Source organism: Pelomonas sp. BJYL3 (genome assembly GCF_027257975.1).
GTDB lineage: Bacteria > Pseudomonadota > Gammaproteobacteria > Burkholderiales > Burkholderiaceae_C > Roseateles_B > Roseateles_B flavus.
Genome location: NZ_JANZKX010000006.1, coordinates 311,980 through 326,293, shown reverse-complemented (window position 1 = coordinate 326,293; position 14,314 = coordinate 311,980). Strand labels below are relative to the sequence as shown.

General features: G+C 65.3%; 16 protein-coding genes. 2 read left to right on the top strand and 14 right to left on the bottom strand.

The features are described 5' to 3' along the window. Nucleotides 1–4: 4 nt before the first annotated feature. The 5 genes from O9Y01_RS18990 to O9Y01_RS18970 form a co-directional block, all read right to left on the bottom strand. The gene (locus O9Y01_RS18990; RefSeq protein WP_269633171.1) at nucleotides 5–2,722 is read right to left on the bottom strand and encodes a toprim domain-containing protein; all 2,718 of its coding nucleotides are present in this window, start codon (nucleotides 2,720–2,722) and stop codon (nucleotides 5–7) included. Beyond that, nucleotides 2,719–3,090: a hypothetical protein gene (locus O9Y01_RS18985; RefSeq protein ID WP_269633170.1), complete on the bottom strand. Its 372-nt coding sequence runs from the start codon at nucleotides 3,088–3,090 to the stop codon at nucleotides 2,719–2,721. Before O9Y01_RS18985 ends, O9Y01_RS18990 begins: the two co-directional genes overlap by 4 nt. 110 nt (nucleotides 3,091–3,200) lie before the next feature. Next, nucleotides 3,201–3,524 carry an ogr/Delta-like zinc finger family protein gene (locus O9Y01_RS18980; RefSeq protein WP_442952774.1) on the bottom strand — a complete coding sequence of 108 codons (324 nt, stop codon included), beginning with the start codon at nucleotides 3,522–3,524 and terminating at the stop codon, nucleotides 3,201–3,203. Nucleotides 3,525–3,646: 122 nt separating this feature from the next. Beyond that, a complete protein-coding gene (locus O9Y01_RS18975) occupies nucleotides 3,647–3,814 on the bottom strand; it encodes a hypothetical protein (protein WP_269633169.1) in 168 nt (55 codons plus the stop codon). A 32-nt stretch (nucleotides 3,815–3,846) separates the two neighbouring features. Continuing rightward, a complete protein-coding gene (locus O9Y01_RS18970) occupies nucleotides 3,847–4,560 on the bottom strand; it encodes an autoinducer binding domain-containing protein (protein WP_269633168.1) in 714 nt (237 codons plus the stop codon). A 110-nt stretch (nucleotides 4,561–4,670) separates the two neighbouring features. Between O9Y01_RS18970 and O9Y01_RS18965 the strand changes: the two genes are divergently transcribed. After that, nucleotides 4,671–5,087, top strand: coding sequence for a hypothetical protein (locus O9Y01_RS18965; RefSeq protein WP_269633167.1), 417 nt, complete (start codon nucleotides 4,671–4,673; stop codon nucleotides 5,085–5,087). A gap of 52 nt (nucleotides 5,088–5,139) precedes the next feature. On the opposite strand, the gene O9Y01_RS18960 is transcribed toward O9Y01_RS18965, so the two are convergent. From O9Y01_RS18960 to O9Y01_RS18925, 8 genes are all read right to left on the bottom strand, one after another. Beyond that, complete coding sequence (locus tag O9Y01_RS18960; protein WP_269633166.1) at nucleotides 5,140–5,658, bottom strand: hypothetical protein; 519 nt, start codon at nucleotides 5,656–5,658, stop codon at nucleotides 5,140–5,142. 313 nt (nucleotides 5,659–5,971) lie between these two features. After that, the gene (locus O9Y01_RS18955) at nucleotides 5,972–7,012 is read right to left on the bottom strand and encodes a phage late control D family protein (RefSeq protein ID WP_269633165.1); all 1,041 of its coding nucleotides are present in this window, start codon (nucleotides 7,010–7,012) and stop codon (nucleotides 5,972–5,974) included. Beyond that, nucleotides 7,009–7,419: a phage tail protein gene (locus O9Y01_RS18950; RefSeq protein ID WP_269633164.1), complete on the bottom strand. Its 411-nt coding sequence runs from the start codon at nucleotides 7,417–7,419 to the stop codon at nucleotides 7,009–7,011. The genes O9Y01_RS18955 and O9Y01_RS18950 overlap by 4 nt, the downstream gene beginning before the upstream one ends. A 14-nt stretch (nucleotides 7,420–7,433) precedes the next feature. Beyond that, entirely contained in the window at nucleotides 7,434–10,355 is a 2,922-nt protein-coding gene (locus O9Y01_RS18945) for a phage tail tape measure protein (protein WP_269633163.1), read from the bottom strand. Nucleotides 10,356–10,370: 15 nt separating this feature from the next. Continuing rightward, entirely contained in the window at nucleotides 10,371–10,487 is a 117-nt protein-coding gene (locus O9Y01_RS18940) for a GpE family phage tail protein (protein WP_269633162.1), read from the bottom strand. Nucleotides 10,488–10,495: 8 nt separating this feature from the next. Beyond that, entirely contained in the window at nucleotides 10,496–10,801 is a 306-nt protein-coding gene (locus tag O9Y01_RS18935; protein WP_269633161.1) for a phage tail assembly protein, read from the bottom strand. 39 nt (nucleotides 10,802–10,840) lie between these two features. Beyond that, nucleotides 10,841–11,347 (bottom strand): phage major tail tube protein, encoded by a 507-nt coding sequence (locus O9Y01_RS18930; RefSeq protein WP_269633160.1) that lies wholly within the window; start codon nucleotides 11,345–11,347, stop codon nucleotides 10,841–10,843. Between the two features lie 58 nt (nucleotides 11,348–11,405). Further along, a complete protein-coding gene (locus tag O9Y01_RS18925) occupies nucleotides 11,406–12,599 on the bottom strand; it encodes a phage tail sheath protein (protein WP_269633159.1) in 1,194 nt (397 codons plus the stop codon). Nucleotides 12,600–12,916: 317 nt separating this feature from the next. Between O9Y01_RS18925 and O9Y01_RS18920 the strand changes: the two genes are divergently transcribed. Further along, nucleotides 12,917–13,597 carry a hypothetical protein gene (locus O9Y01_RS18920; protein ID WP_269633158.1) on the top strand — a complete coding sequence of 227 codons (681 nt, stop codon included), beginning with the start codon at nucleotides 12,917–12,919 and terminating at the stop codon, nucleotides 13,595–13,597. Here O9Y01_RS18920 and O9Y01_RS18915 read toward each other — a convergent pair. Next, the gene (locus tag O9Y01_RS18915; RefSeq protein WP_269633157.1) at nucleotides 13,528–14,295 is read right to left on the bottom strand and encodes a DNA-methyltransferase; all 768 of its coding nucleotides are present in this window, start codon (nucleotides 14,293–14,295) and stop codon (nucleotides 13,528–13,530) included. The two genes, O9Y01_RS18920 and O9Y01_RS18915, sit on opposite strands and share 70 nt — an antisense overlap. Between the last annotated feature and the right edge of the window lie 19 nt (nucleotides 14,296–14,314).

The window sequence follows — 14,314 nt, the reverse complement described above, 5'->3', positions numbered from 1 at the left end:
CCCTTCAGGCCTTGGCGGACTTGGACTTGTTGCGCTCGAACACCCAGCACCAGACGGCCGTCGACCGGACTTCCTTCTGGTTCTCCAGCTGCACGCGGATGCCGCTGTTGACGTTGCGCACGTCAACGAAGCGATGGCGCCGGCTGGTGCGCAGGACCTTCTTCAGGTCGCCGATGGACGGCACCTGCTGATTGCGCTCGCGAGCTACCTGGATGAAGTGGTTCAAGTTCACGGCGATCTCGTCGTCGGGCTTGCGCGAGTGGTTCAGCGGTGTGGACATATGGCCGTCCAGGTAGTCGAAGACTTCCCAGAACTCGGCCACCATCGGGTGATCGCTGTTGATCGCCTGCTGGCGCTCGACGGCCATCTGGACGATCTGGCCTTGCAGGGCGGTGTGCTGCTCATCGCTGAGCGGCGCGACCAGGCGCAGTGCATCGGCAAGCGCGAGCAGCTGGGCGTGGTTCTTGGCTACGCGGGTGCTCTTCACCAGCGGATGGCGCTGCAGCTCGGCCTCGTGGAGCGGTGTCTGCTTGGCCAGCACGTCCAGGATTTGGGCCTCGCGCTGCGCCGCGCGCAGGATGAAACCGCTGACTTCCTCCACCGGCGTGTTCTCCAACTTGACGGCCGCCTCGCGGGTCTTGGGCGTTTGAGCCGAGCGGTCGAACGTCAGATGCACGATCCGCTGCAGGATGGCGTCGGAGGCACTAACTTCGTTGTTCTGACTGATGACAATGGCGCCGCGGAAGGGGGGCTCGTAGGTCTCATTGCCGCCGGTGGCCATGCCCCGGGCGCGCACGCTGCGGCCGTTGAAGGCGGTCTTCAGCTCGTCCCAGTCGAAGGACTTGACGTGAGGCCCCTTGTCGTTACCCACGCGCTCGCGGTCGCTCTCGATCAGCACCACGGGCAGGTTGGACACTTGGGCGAAGTTCCGGGCGCGTGCGGCCAGGCTGGACTTGCTGGGATCGAAGCCCTCGTAGTCACGGCGGCCGCACAGCTTCCACAGGAACTCGATCAGCGTCGACTTGCCGGCGCCGGCCTCGCCGACGATCTCCAGGAAGGGGAACGACTTCTGCGTAGCGCGGATCTGCTCGGCGAAGAGCGAACCCAGCCAGAAGGTCAGCGCGGCCAGTCCCTTGGCGCCGAAGCAGGTCCACAGCAGGCCCAGCCAGTCCGCGCTGTACTCGTCCAGGTCGCGGTTGATGGTCAGCTGCACCGACTGGTTCAGCGACTTGAGCGACAGCTTGCCCAGGTCGAAGTAGTCCTCGGCGTTGATCTCCTCCAGGCGACCGTCCTTCACGGCCGTGTCGCCCAGCACGTAGGCGCCGTGCTCGCGGGAGTAACCGATGAAGTCGACCGTCTCGACCCGCTGGATGTTGTAGAGCTGGCGCTCCATCATGCGTTCCAGCATCTGGCTGGTGCCGGTGAATACGGCGCCGGGCGCCAGGTGCAGCAGGCGCTTCTTGAACTCCGCGGCTGCGCTCAGGTGCGAGCTGGTGAAGGTGTTCTTCACCGGTGGGCTGTCGTGCGGGAACTCGACGCGGAAGTAGTACCAGCTCTCGTCGGTCAGGGCGTTGCGCTGGTAGTACAGGGGCGACGGCAGGCAGTTGGCAATGGGGCGGATCGAGTGCGACTTCTTGAGCGCCTCTTCTCGGATCTCGTCCTCGCTGTACTTGCCGTCGTTGCCATCCTCCAGGGCGCGCATGGCCCGGTCGAAGGCGTCAAGGTCCAGCTTGAACCAGAACAGGCGCTTGCGGAAGGCCACGTCGAACTCGGTCTTCTGGCCGCCCGAGTGGCGATAGATCAACAGCGCCTTTTCGGCTGCCGATTCGGCGATCAGCATGGCGCCCTGGTGCCGGTACTCCTTGAAGTCCTCTGGATTCAGGCGGTCGCGCTGATGGAGGTCGTTCCAGTCGATCTTGGAACGGCCGGTCTGTGGGATCTGGGCTGCCTCGCAAACCCACCCGTCCTTCTTGGCCTTCTCGACCCACCGCAGGGTGTAGTCGCGGCCGGCCTTGTCCGAGTCCAGCGCCCAGACCAGGCGCACCACATGGCTGCCGCCCATGAGCGCCTGGCGCAGCTCGGCCAGGGCCTGCTCGGGATAGTTGTTGCAGCTCAGCAGCGCCACGGCCGTGATGTCGTGGTGTGCCAGGGCGATGGCGTCGAAGATGCCCTCGACCAGCCACAGCTCCGTGACCTCGGGGGCCTTGAAGGTTGGCGGGCACCACCAGGTGCCGTGGTAGGTCATGCCGTACTTGAAGACGGCCTTCTTCTTGCCGAAGCGGCCCGGGCGGTCGATCAGCCGCTCCCAGAAGCCTGAGCCCACGTCGAAGCGCACGGTGGCGCTGCCGGCGCCCTTGCCGCTGTCGGCCAGGCTGTCGAAGTGGCTCTCCTGCCGGTACCAGCCCTGGATTCGTGACAGGTCAAAGCCGCGGGCAAGCTGCAAGTACAGGTCAGCCGCGGCGTTCGGGTTCTGTTGGATCTGCGGCGCCGCGCGCTTGCTCCAGTCCTCAAAGAGGAAGGGGTACAGGTCCTTGACGTGGGCCTCGTACCCGCAGTTGTTCAAGCGACCACAGCGCACCACCCAGGGCTTCTCTTCGTTGGTGTACAGCTCGCGCTTGCGGCAGCTCGGGCATTCGCCCTTGCGCAGCCAGCCTTGCTTGGACTTGAAGCCGAATTCCCCCAGCTCGCGCAGGATGTCACGGTGCAGATCTGCGTCGTTCACGCGGCGGCCTTGTCGAGATAGACGGTCATGTGGACCTTCAAGCGGCCCTTCTTGAGGTCGACGATGGCGAAGGTGTCGTAGTCCGTACGCGAGCACTCGACGAAGCCCAGTTCGACGAAGGCCTGCAGCAGCAGTTGCGACGTCCTAGTGCTCGTCGTGAAGATCGAGACCTTTCGGCCGTGGCTGAGCCAGCGCAGCTGATCGACATGGATCGGGAAGCCGCGCTCGGCCAGCGCAGGCAGAAACTCCTGGAGCAGATCCAGGCTGTGTCGCATGGAGAGCAGCTCGGCCTTGCGGTCGTTGAACTGCTTCAGCGCGAACTGTGTCGCGGCGTCGTAGAGCGACTGAGGCGGCTGGGTCTTGCTCATGTCGCGGTCCTTTCAGGGTGAGCGCTGCCCGCGATGCCTCCGTACAGGCATCGCTGGCGCAAAGTGAGGGGATCAAGGCGGCAGGTCAGGCCTGCCGATGGGACTGCCCGTCAGGGGCCGTGGGCCGCTGTCTCGAAGAGATCGAGGTTCTGGGCCGGTGCATCAGGATCACGGCCAGGGGCCACCGGCGCCAGGTCCAGCTGCGTGGCCAGCAGCCGGCGCTGCACATGAGCGCTCATGGGGATCGTGACGGCCGGGTTGGGGGTGGCAGAGGGCGACAACGTGCGCATCACTTCCAGGCTGGCAACGTAGGTGTGCCCGCAGTGCGCGTTGGTGCACTGGTAGGTCACCTCGCGCGTGACGACGGACATTTCGCGGCTCTTCACCGCTCGAGCGCGGGACTGGCAGTGCGGGCACTTGATGGTCACTCTCATGGGCGCATTGATGCTTCTTGGTCTCCAAATGATAAGCATGCTTATCGTCTAGGTCAACGTGCTAACGTCAATGGGCGCAAAAAAGCCCGCGCAGTGGCGGGCTTGTCTTATGAGCCTGACGCTCAGTTCGTGGGGAACGGGCCCGGAACGGGCGCCGATGTCTCGGCAGCGAAGAGGCTCCGCGGCTGCGGCGGCTCCTGCGGCGTTGTGAGCTGGTTCGACTCGCCGCCAGAAACGGCGTTGATCTCGTCAACATTGAGCTCGAACGGCTTAGATCCTTGCTTCTCCATCACTCAATCCTCAATCCTGTAAACCTGGGGAGTTAGATGATACCCAGTCGAAGTGCGCGCAGCGATGCTGCTTGTACGGACGAGCATCCGAGTGTGAGGCTGGCCATGGCAGCGATCTCTCCTGTGACCGACTCGGCCAAAGAGAGGTGGTGCGCGACGCGCTCAAGCGGCTGGCCTGCAGCTACCCGCCTGAGCAGTTCGAGCTCTACAGGTGTCAGATCCTGGATGCGATCAACGTCGTCCATTTGCAGTAGCAGATCCGAGGCCGCTGCTGTAGCACTGGCTGCGAACTGCACGAAGTCATGCAGGATTGCGTGGTGACCGTGGACCGGCAAGTCCTGATCACTGTGCAGCGATACCTGGAGCATCCGCCCCCTAGGTAGGTGCACGCCCACGCTGACCCCGGAAGCAAGACCCAGGGAACTGCAGACGTCGTAGAGGTCGGCGACACCTGCAACGTCATGGTACGTCCGGCGCCCCCACACTACGGGCGTTCCAAGTCGTTTGCAGTGCTGCATCACCGGGCACCGAGCTCCAAGAGATGGATCAAGTGATTGCCATTCGCTGGAGCTGGGGATGTTGTCGATGTATGCGAATTCCCGCGGCCGATCGGCATGCTCGATGATTGCTGTTGCATCCGCAGTCCCAAAGCCAGCAGCGTGTGCGTAGCTCACCAAAGCAGCTAGGAAGGAGTCGGTGGAGGAGGCTTCCAGAATGGAGGCGCGCGCGGATCTGAGGCTTGGCATGGGGCTTGAGGCTTTCGGATGGCAGATTCTCAGCACATAAGCACTCTTATGCAACCTGCAAGCAATTACGGCTTGCCTGATAGTCTCATTTATTGAACAGTCAGTGACTCATGCTGACCTTTGAAAACACCAACAAGCGCGATGACGCGCTCGAAGCCAGGGAGGCTTCTCGGCGATTCTGGCTTCCAGCGCCTTTCCGCTGGGATGGCCAGCATCGCCTGCGCTGGGTGCACGGGGAGACTCTCAGAGGCGCCGACGTCATTTCTCCGCTGGGAAACTGCGTCGCTGGATGCACGACGTGGTATGCGATGAACAGCGCCCATGCGGTGCACCTAACGTGGGACTGGGTGGCCTCTGGCACGCATCAACTGGCTATCGAGATGGCGGACCCTCTTGCCGTGCGCTCCAACCTGAGACTGCTTGGAGAGGACGGGCCGTTGGACCGTATCCGCGCGCAAATTGTCCTAAGCCGGATGGCGGTCTCGATATCGTGGGAGCGGGTGGTCTCCGCAGTGTTGGGCCTGTAGGCCGCCCAGCTTGAGAAATGAGAAAGGCACCCGTCTGGGTGCCTTTCTCATTTCAGGGCTTGCCGGGTGGAGGAGGGCTGTCTGTCGCAGACGGTCCTTCGGCAGAAAACTGGGCGTCTACCGCATTCACAAAGCGACGGAACTGGTCTCCTTGGGTGACTGCGTCAACGCCCGCAGCGATCTGCAAGGCCATGCCTCGCCAAGCTGGCGCCGTTGGTGGCATCGAACCAGTGGCGCCGATAGCTAGCGCGCCTTCCACCATGGCTTCGATTCGATCCTTCAGCCCTTCGTCCAGGGCATGCCACACAGCTGGAGTGATCCGCTTGAAGGGCCAAGAGCTGTTCGGTGTTCGCGGCTCACCTATGCCACGCGCAATCCACAGGGCGTTGAACCCACTCTTGTCTGCGATTCCGACCGCCGCCTCAAGCTTGGTGATGTTCTTGATGATCTTCGAGCCATGCCCCAGCCATTGAGAGACAACGGACGACGTCTCGCCGGACGCGGCCTTCAGGTCGGCCCGTCCCCAATTGCATTCGGACATCAGGAACTCGAGGCGTTCTTTTAGATCCATACCCCGTAATTTAGCGCGCTTATGAGTTAGCGTGATTGTCAAAAATGATGAGCGTGCTAATATGCCTGCATGTTGAAAGCCGATGCCATCCGCCTTTTGGGGGGAACTGTTACCGCAGCAGCGCGAGCGATGGATATCTCGCAATCCGCTGTGTCGCAGTGGCCAGATGAGCTCAAGAAGTGCCACATCGTCAAGGTCCAGGCGGCCTTGTTTCGACGACTGACGGAATGCAGTTCCGTGCAGCAATCGCCAGAGAGCACTCGGCGTCAAAAGTGAACGCAAGAGGGGGCCGGGCCGGGAGGCCGCAGGCAACCTAATCGGAGGGCGAGGCAACGTCCTCAACTGTTCCCCCGCCGCTGCTGCTGTCGGCCGTCTCCAGCTCGATGCGCGTCGTGAGGCCGCCATCGCTGACCGTGTGCGCAGTCTTCACGGTCAGCCAGGCGATAGCGTTGATGCTGGGCTTGAAGCCTGAGACGCTCACCGGCGTTTGTGGGACCAGCTCGGGCCGACCCAGGGCCAGCGTCAGCTCCAAGGTGGCCGCACCGCGCTGGAGGCGTTGCCATTCGGCCTTGGCGGCGGCCAGTGCATCTGCCTCGCTGCCGTAGGTGTCACGCAGGCGCTTTGCGTTGCCGCTGATCCCGACCAGCACGCTGCGGCGCTTGGCTCTCTTTGGGTCGTGCCAGTACGCCCGCACGCCGCTGTAGGCCTCCCGGTCAGCCGTGTGGAAACGATGCATGTCGCCGTCGGCACGGCTGACCGATGCCGAGGGCATGGCCTGACCCTTGCTGCTGCGCGTGCCGTTGATCGGCAGGAACAGCAGGTGCCCCTTCTTCACGGTCGCCACGGCGTCGTAGCGCTTGGCCAGGCGCGAGACGAAGTTCAGGTCGCTCTCGTGCGTCTGGTCGACGTGATCGACCGCCACTGCCGCCAGCTTCTGGTCGACCCGCGGTGCCAGGCCATGCTTGCCTGCGATCTCGCCCACGATGTCGCCGATGGTGCGCTGATGCCAGCTCTTCTCAGCGCGGACCTTCAACGTGTCCACCATGTCGGCGCTGCGTGCCTTGATGTGCAGCTGGTCCGGTGAGCCGCTGTGCTCGATCTCGTCGACCGTGAAGCTGCCCTTGTCGACCAGCGCCTGGCCGACCCAGCCGAGCTGCAGGGTGATCAGCGCGTCCTTGGGCGGCAGCGCGAGCTGGCCGTCTGCGTCGTTGAGCACCAGGTCGAGCTGGTCGGCCTCACCGCCGCGGCACTCGCTCAGCGTCAGGCTGATGAGCCGCGGGTCGACCTTGCGTGTGATGTCGCGCCCATCGACCGTGATCCGGTAGTCGACCTGAGGGTGGCTGCCCGGCGTCATAGCGAGTCGCTGCCGATGGCGTCAGTGCGCTGCTCATCGACGCGGGCCAGCTGCAGCTGGAACTCGATGCGCCGCGCCGCGCCGTTGTCCATCAGCACGTTGCGGGTCTCGTGCAGGGACTCGATCACGAAGGCGCCCAGCACTTCACCTGTGCCCGTCACAAGCGGCCAGGACAGGCCGGCGTCGGCCATCTCGCGCAGCTTGCCCAGGCTCACCACGTCGCCCATGAACTCGGGCGCGAGCACTCCCGACAGCGTGATGGTGTCGTCGCCCGGGCCGACGTACTGGCGTGCGGGTCTGGTGCCCACCCGGCTGTTGCTGGGGTGACGCCAGGCAGTCTGGCGTTGCAGCTCCTGGTAGGCCAGCGTCGGCAGGCTGAAAACGAATTGACCGTAGCCCATCATCATGGCGCGGGCTCCCTTCAGCTGATGTCGCCGAGCGTCGATAGCCGGGCCGAACGCTTGGCCCGCTCGCGGCGGTCCAGCTCGGCGGCAACGGCGCGGGCGATGGCCTGCGGGTCAGACCCCGGGGCCGGGTTGATGGTGATCGAGATCTGCGTGGCTCCTGCAGGCGACGCCGCGGTTGCCGGTGAGGCAACGGGCGGACGGCGGTCGAAGGGCACCAGGCCGGGATCGAACGGACCGGTGTTGTCCAGGTCGCCCGAGCCCGCCATGGCGACAGCCGGCATGGCGATGCTCGCAGCCGCGGCCAGGTCGAGCACGGCCCTGCGCACGCCCTCGCTGCGGCTCATGACGCCGGCGGCTGCGCCGTTGGAGATCTCGGCACCTGCGTTCATGAAGACCCGGCTGGGACTGCGGATGCCCAGCTTGTCCTTGAACCAGCCGATGGCCCCTTCTGCCGCGCCACTGATGGCGTCGCGGACCCTGGCCAGGCCCCCCGTGATGCCGCCGACCAGGCCCTGCATGAGGTTGGCACCGAACTCGGTGAAGCGCTGGGGCAGGTCGATGCCAAACCAGCGCATCACGCTGGCGAAGACCTGGTAGAAGAGGCCGACCGGCGACCAGTTCAGGATCAGGGCTGCGATGCTGCTGATGCCGCCTTGGAAGGCTGCGCTGGCCTCGCCCCAGAAGGAGCCCACCAGGTTGGCGATGCCACCCACCAGCTGCCCCAGCGCCATGATCGGCGCGAGCAGGAGCTGAGCGAGCGAGCCCAGGAACTGGCCGAACGCGCGACCGCTGGCAGTGGCTGCCTGCAGCTGTTCGGCCGAGGCCTGGAATGGCTCGAAAAGCTGAGACACCCAGCCCCAGACCGCCGACAACGCAGCGACCAGGCCGTCCCACAAGGGGCGCAGGGGCGCCAGGGCGCGTCCGAGCGCCGCGAAGAGGCCGTCGAACATCGCGGCCAGCGGGCCCAGCCCCTCGGCCAGACCCTGCCAAACGCCCGCGAAAAAGGCCTTCACAGGCTGCCAGTACCTGACCAGCAGCAGACCAGCCGCGGCGATGGCCATCACCAGCCAGCCGATGGGCGTCGTCAGCAGCGCCTGGCCGGCCCAGAGCGCGGCCTGGCCAGCCAGGCGCAGGCCGCCGGCAGCACGCGCCATGCTGCCGGCAATGTCGGCGCCCTTGATGCCCAGCATGGCCATGCCGTAGCGGGCCATTGCGAAGGGGCCGATCAGCGAGGCCATGGCCACGGTCAGCGTGCCGCCGGCGATCAGCAGCACCGAGAGGGCCGCCGCCGTCTTCATTGCCGCCGAGGTCAGCCACGGGTGCTTGGCGGCGAAGTCGGCCACGGCCGATGCTGCGCGCCCCAGCGTGCCCATCAGGTCAATCAGGGCAGGCTTCAGGGACTCGCCCAGCGTCGTGCTGAGCTCGAAGGCCCGGTTCTTGGCCATGATCCACTGAGCGGACAGCGTCTGGTTGCGTGCATCGGCCTCACGGCGCATGGAGCCCTTGGCGGCGTCGCCATTGGCCAGCGCTCGCTGGCGCTGCAGTTCTTCGGGCTTGTCCACCAGTTTGGCCAGGGTGTCGGAGTGCTCCAGGCCGACGAGCTCGACCATCACGCCGACGCGGTTCTTCTCGGGCAGCGCGCGGATCCCGGCAATGACCTTGTCGAAGGTCGCCGAGGCGTCCGTTGCCATGCCGTTCTGGATGGCCGAGCTCTTCATGCCGATCTCGGCCACGGCGGCCTGGAACTTCTTGGTGCCCTTGGTGGCGGCGGCCAATTTCTGCGTGATGGCATTGATGGCCGTCGACGCGGTCTCGGGTCTCTCGCCCAGCGTCAGCAGCGTGGACGCCAGCGCGGCGGCGTCGTTGGCGCTCATCTTGACCGTCGACACCACACCCGAGATCCGGTTCAGGACGTTGATGATGTCGCCGCCCTTGCTGATGGCGTTGTCGTCCAGGTAGTTGATCGAATCGGCCAGGGCTTCGATCTGCGTTACCGGGAGCTTGAAATTCTTGCTGACCTTGCCCATTTGCTCGGCCAGCTCGTTGGGAACGGCGTCGAAGGCGGTCGCCATCATGGCGGCGGTGCGGGTGTAGGCCTTCAGCTGGTCGGTGGGCACCTCCATGCGGGCGCCCGCCGTCACCATGTCGGCGATCTCGTTCGTGGTCAGCGGGATTTCGCGGCCCAGATCCTGGACCTGTTGGCGCACGGCCAGGTAGACAGCCGTCAGCTTGCCGGCATCGTCACGTGCGCCCTGGACCTGGCGGGCCACGCCCAGCATGTGGTCCTCGAAGCTGGCGAAGTCGCGCACGGCAACGGCCACAGGGGCGCCGATGGCGGCGCCGGTGGCGCCCATTGCCGCGCCGGCGCCTGCGGCCCTGGCCTGCAGCTGCTGCGACTTGGCCAAGGCCTCGGCCGCGGCCGCGCTGCGGCGCTGCTGGGCCGCCTGGGCGCGCAGCGCGGCCGTCTGGGTCTCGATGCTCTGCGTGGTCGACGCGATGTTGGCGCGCAGCCGTTGCTCGTGCTGGGCCAGTTCACGCGTGCTGATGCCGGCAGCCGACAGGCGGTCGCGCAGCGCCTGGACCTGGGCGGCTTGGCGCTGGTGCTGTTCACCGAGATCTCGGGCAACCTGGCGCGCCGCGGCCAGCTGCTGGGTGAGGGCCTTGGTGGGTGGGCCCGCCTGGCCCAGCTCACGCGCCAGGCGCGAGGCCTTCTCTTTGGCGTTGTCGAGCTTGGCGGACGTGGCGTCCAGGCCGGTGCGCAGCTCCCTGAACTCGCCGATGGTCTTCTGCTGAGTGCCCAGCTCCTTCAGGCGCTCGCGCGTGTCGCGCAGGGCCTTGGCGGTGGCGGTGCTGCCGCTGTTGATCCGCTGCAGGGGCGCTGTGGCGCGGTCGATCGCCTGAAGGATCACCTGCAGGCGCAGGTCGCTGATTGCCATGGAAATACTCTGTCGCTACTCGGTGGGCTCGTGCCTGGCCCTGGCGCGCTCGCGCCAGTCCATCAGCTCGGCGAGGGTGAAGCCGTCCATGTCGGCCGGCGCCCAATGGAACACGATGGCCAGGTCGGCCATCGCTTCCTCTACGCGGTCGGGGAGGCCAGCTCCTGCGCGGCTCTCGGTGACAAAAAAGCGGACACCTCGGCGGCCAGCTGGAACATGTCGGCGGGGTCGAGCGAGTCGACCTCGGGACGCGTCAGCGTGGGCGTCGTGATGCGCGGCAGCACGGTCTGCACGGCGGCCACGTCCATGCGCACCAGGTCGTAGAGAGCGACACCGCGCAGCTCGCCGGCGCGGGGCTTGCGCAGCTCGATCTGGGTGATGGTGGTATCGCCGCGCTTGAGCGGCGAGTCCAGCGTGACGGTGGCGGTGGTCGGGGTGTGGGACATGGGGAGATCTCCGCAGGGTTTGAGAGGGGCGGGCAGCGCTTAGATGCCCAGGGCCTTGCGGATCTCGGCCAGGCGGTCCACGCCGTCGACGATCTCGACCAGGTTCACGAAGTCGATCTCGATCACGGGCTGGCCGTCGATGCTGAGCTTGTAGTAGCTCAGCGCGGTCTTGATCTTGATCTCGGTGTTGTCGCCGGCCTTGGCCTTGCCCGAGTCGATCTCGGTATGGCGGCCGCGCGCCACGATCTCGATGGCCATGACGGTCTCATCCTCGGCCTGGCAGGCGCCGGTGAAGCGCAGCGCCACGCCGTCGTGCTTGAGGATGCCCCACTGGGCGAAGACCTCGCGCAGGTAGCCGGCGGCGGTCCACTCCAGTTCCATGCCTTCCATGCCCTGGTCGAGCTTGATCGGGCCGTTCATGCCGCCCGAGCGGTAGTCCTCGGTCTTGCGGGTCAGCTTGGGCGGTTGCACTTCGGGGATTTCGCCCAGGTAGCCGCGGCCGTCGTTGAACAGGATGAAATTCTTGAGCTTCTTGGGCAGTGCCATGATGTTGATCTGCTAGGAAGAAAGTAGGCCCGCCGGCGGTGCCGACGGGCGGGATGCGTCAGGCTGCGATGCGCGAGGCGAAGTCGGCGAAGTACTTGTCCGTGATGCGCTGGCGGAAGCTCAGGTCTTCCACCGGCGGAATCGGCGTGTAGTCGTAGTCGATCACCAGCTTGCCGGTCTTGAGCGTGGCGCTGGTGTTGATCTCTTCGTCGTACCAGGCCGAGCCGTCCAGGATGAAGCCACCCGCCTTGAGCTCGCGGAACTTGGCGTTCACGCCCTCCAGGATGTCGCGCACGATGCTGGGGTGCATCGGCTTGTCGACCGCCCAGAAGTGCGCCTCGGCGATGCTGTCGGCCAGCACCTGGGCCGTGCGCACGGCGCTCTCGAAGGCGAAGAGCGGATCCTCGGAGCAGGTCCGCGAGCCCCAAAAGCGGAAGCCCTGGTTGTTGATCAGCGTCGTGACGCCGGCCTCGTTCAGCAGGCCCGCGTCAGTGGCAGGGTTCTGCAGGTCCCAGTAGATGTCGCTGGACAGGCCGGTGACGCCGTTCACGGGCACGTTGGACAGCGTCTTGTGCCAGCCGGTTTCGGCGTCGATCTTGGCGCGCAGGCCCAGCGCGTAGGCCGTCGCCGGCGCCGTGGCGGTCAGGTTCAGCTTGGTGTCCCAGCGCGTGAAGTCCGGGTGGATCACCATCAGCTCGCGGGCGCCAAAGTTGTCGCGGTAGTCGAGTGCCTCGGACACGCTGGTGGCGCCGGCGCTGGACACATAGGCGAAGGCCCGCAGCTGCTGCGCGACGGCGGCCAGCGCAGTAGCCACGGGCTGCGAGTCCAGACCGGGTGCGCCCAGGATGCGCGGCTTGACGCCGAGCTGCGCCTGGGCCGCCAGCAGGGCCTTCATGCCGGTGTACTGTCCCGAGGGCAGCACGGTGCCGATCACTTTGCTGATCTGGTCGGCAGCCTTGGCTGCGTCGTCCTCGCCCTCGCCATCGGGCACGCGCACAACGACGATCACGGGAGTGGACTGCAGGCTGATCGCGTCCAGCACGCTGGCCAGCGTGCCCTTGGTGCCGGCCTTGCCGATGGCGGCGTTGACGTTCGTCACCAGCGCCGGCTTGTTAAGGGGGAAGACGGCAGCGTCGGCGTCCGGGGCGGTCGCCACCAGGCCGATGATGGCGGTGGAGATCGTGCGGATGGTGCGCACGCCCTCGCTGATCTCGAAGACGCGGACGCCATGGTGGTACTGGGCGAGAGACATAGTGCTCCTGTGGTCGCTGAAGAGAGGGGCCGGCACCGGGACAACACCCTGACGTGCGCGGCCCCCGAGGATGAGCGGCCAGTGTTCTGCTTCCTTCGCGCGAAGTCATGCGATGCCGGGTCGGCTCGACGCTGGTAGACCGAGAGGCCCGGCAACTGCGCAAAGGCCAGGTGCAGCGAATGGAAGTGAGTTAGGCTGCAGATGCATCGAAACACCCCGCCATGGCTATGCAATTGAATACTGAAGCTGCAACAGCACGACTACGCAGGTCGAGGACCCTACTGGAGGACAGGCGTCTCAATTGGCGGATCGAGACGATGGACAGAGTCGTCGGTGTATTCAGCGCCTTCGTCGCTGGAGCCAAAGCGGCTGGCTTTCCATGGGCTGCTTCAGTAGATGTGCACTACGTTCTGAATGCATGCACTGTGGAGATCGCCTTTGAGCACATACCAACGAATGCACTGATGCGCCATTACGGATCGACTTTCGGTGAAGCTGAGTATGTGGATCGTCAGACGTTGGAGGATGGCGGCGAGCTAATTGCCAGCCAGTCGGCTGAAGGCTACGTGCTCTTCGTCTCGCATCCGCGGAAGTCGGCTTGGTCAAGGCCGCTGGACGCTGAGTTCATCATTGGCGGGCCATTTGATCCAACCGACGTTACTCACCGACTCGTCGAGAAGATGATCCGGCGCCATCTTGTTGTGGTACGAATGACCTCGCTATTTGGAGGAAGGCATTCACTGAGCATTGGCGAGCGTTTCACGTATCAGTTGGTAGTTTTGGGCGAGCTGAGAAAGCGCTATTTGCTCCTCCGTTCTCTCGCGTCACTTACCAACGAATGGGGCAAAGCACTTGTCGCCGCTGTCCTTGCTGTGGTTGGAGCCATTGCAGCCTCGAGTTGCTCAGGGCCAGCCGATAGGCAAAGCCATCAAGTAGCAGCTTTCATTGCTTCCTCCGACAACAGCAGCTCGATCCGTTTGCAAGCCACGTCGAAGTAGTGCGGGCTCTTCTCGATGCCGACGAATTGGCGGCCCTTCTTCAATGCGGCCACACCGGTGCTGGCCGAGCCCATGAAGGGATCGAGGATCACGCCGCCCGGGTCCGCACAGGCAACCAGGCGCTCCATGAGCTCGACAGGCTTCCCGGTCATATGGAGCTTGGTGCGATGGTTCACGCGCTCGCGTACCAGGCCGGGCCAGGGGCCGCCGTGTTCAGCTGCAGGGAGCGGCCCATTGCTGCCCCAAACGACGTACTCGCATTGATGGCGGAAGTAGCCGGTATGCGGCGCGCGGCTGCTCTCGGTCTTGTCCCAGGGCACCAGGCCGCGCCAGACCAAGCCGCCGGCCTGGAAGACATCGGTCAGCGCGGGCAGCTGGCGCCAGTCGGTGAAGCACAGCGCGTAGGCGCCCGGCTTGAGCTTGCTTTGCGCGAGCGTGAGCCACAGCGACATCCAGAACTGCCAGCTGCGCTGGTCGCGGTTGTCGCCCATGAACTCGACGTTGTGGGCCGCCCGGGTGGCGCCGGTGCTCACGTACTTGCTGGCGGTGCCCTGCATGCGGTCGCCGCGTGTCATGCCCCCCGAGCTGTAGGGCGGATCGGTGATCAGCGCGGCGATGCCGGGCTCCAAGCGCGGCAGGATGTCCAGGGCGTCGCCCAGGTAGAGCGTCGCGGGCCCGATAGTGACTTTCGTTGTCATGGAAGTAGCAATGAAAAAG

What these genes read in the sequence shown, in the direction of transcription:
- O9Y01_RS18985 (WP_269633170.1), bottom strand. Translation starts at nt 3,090, where the DNA reads ATGAGCAAGACCCAGCCGCCTCAGTCGCTCTACGACGCCGCGACACAG.
- O9Y01_RS18980 (WP_442952774.1), bottom strand. Translation starts at nt 3,524, where the DNA reads ATGAGAGTGACCATCAAGTGCCCGCACTGCCAGTCCCGCGCTCGAGCG.
- O9Y01_RS18975 (WP_269633169.1), bottom strand. Translation starts at nt 3,814, where the DNA reads ATGGAGAAGCAAGGATCTAAGCCGTTCGAGCTCAATGTTGACGAGATC.
- O9Y01_RS18970 (WP_269633168.1), bottom strand. Translation starts at nt 4,560, where the DNA reads ATGCCAAGCCTCAGATCCGCGCGCGCCTCCATTCTGGAAGCCTCCTCC.
- O9Y01_RS18965 (WP_269633167.1), top strand. Translation starts at nt 4,671, where the DNA reads ATGCTGACCTTTGAAAACACCAACAAGCGCGATGACGCGCTCGAAGCC.
- O9Y01_RS18960 (WP_269633166.1), bottom strand. Translation starts at nt 5,658, where the DNA reads ATGGATCTAAAAGAACGCCTCGAGTTCCTGATGTCCGAATGCAATTGG.
- O9Y01_RS18955 (WP_269633165.1), bottom strand. Translation starts at nt 7,012, where the DNA reads ATGACGCCGGGCAGCCACCCTCAGGTCGACTACCGGATCACGGTCGAT.
- O9Y01_RS18950 (WP_269633164.1), bottom strand. Translation starts at nt 7,419, where the DNA reads ATGATGATGGGCTACGGTCAATTCGTTTTCAGCCTGCCGACGCTGGCC.
- O9Y01_RS18945 (WP_269633163.1), bottom strand. Translation starts at nt 10,355, where the DNA reads ATGGCAATCAGCGACCTGCGCCTGCAGGTGATCCTTCAGGCGATCGAC.
- O9Y01_RS18940 (WP_269633162.1), bottom strand. Translation starts at nt 10,487, where the DNA reads ATGGCCGACCTGGCCATCGTGTTCCATTGGGCGCCGGCCGACATGGAC.
- O9Y01_RS18935 (WP_269633161.1), bottom strand. Translation starts at nt 10,801, where the DNA reads ATGTCCCACACCCCGACCACCGCCACCGTCACGCTGGACTCGCCGCTC.
- O9Y01_RS18930 (WP_269633160.1), bottom strand. Translation starts at nt 11,347, where the DNA reads ATGGCACTGCCCAAGAAGCTCAAGAATTTCATCCTGTTCAACGACGGC.
- O9Y01_RS18925 (WP_269633159.1), bottom strand. Translation starts at nt 12,599, where the DNA reads ATGTCTCTCGCCCAGTACCACCATGGCGTCCGCGTCTTCGAGATCAGC.
- O9Y01_RS18920 (WP_269633158.1), top strand. Translation starts at nt 12,917, where the DNA reads ATGGACAGAGTCGTCGGTGTATTCAGCGCCTTCGTCGCTGGAGCCAAA.
- O9Y01_RS18915 (WP_269633157.1), bottom strand. Translation starts at nt 14,295, where the DNA reads ATGACAACGAAAGTCACTATCGGGCCCGCGACGCTCTACCTGGGCGAC.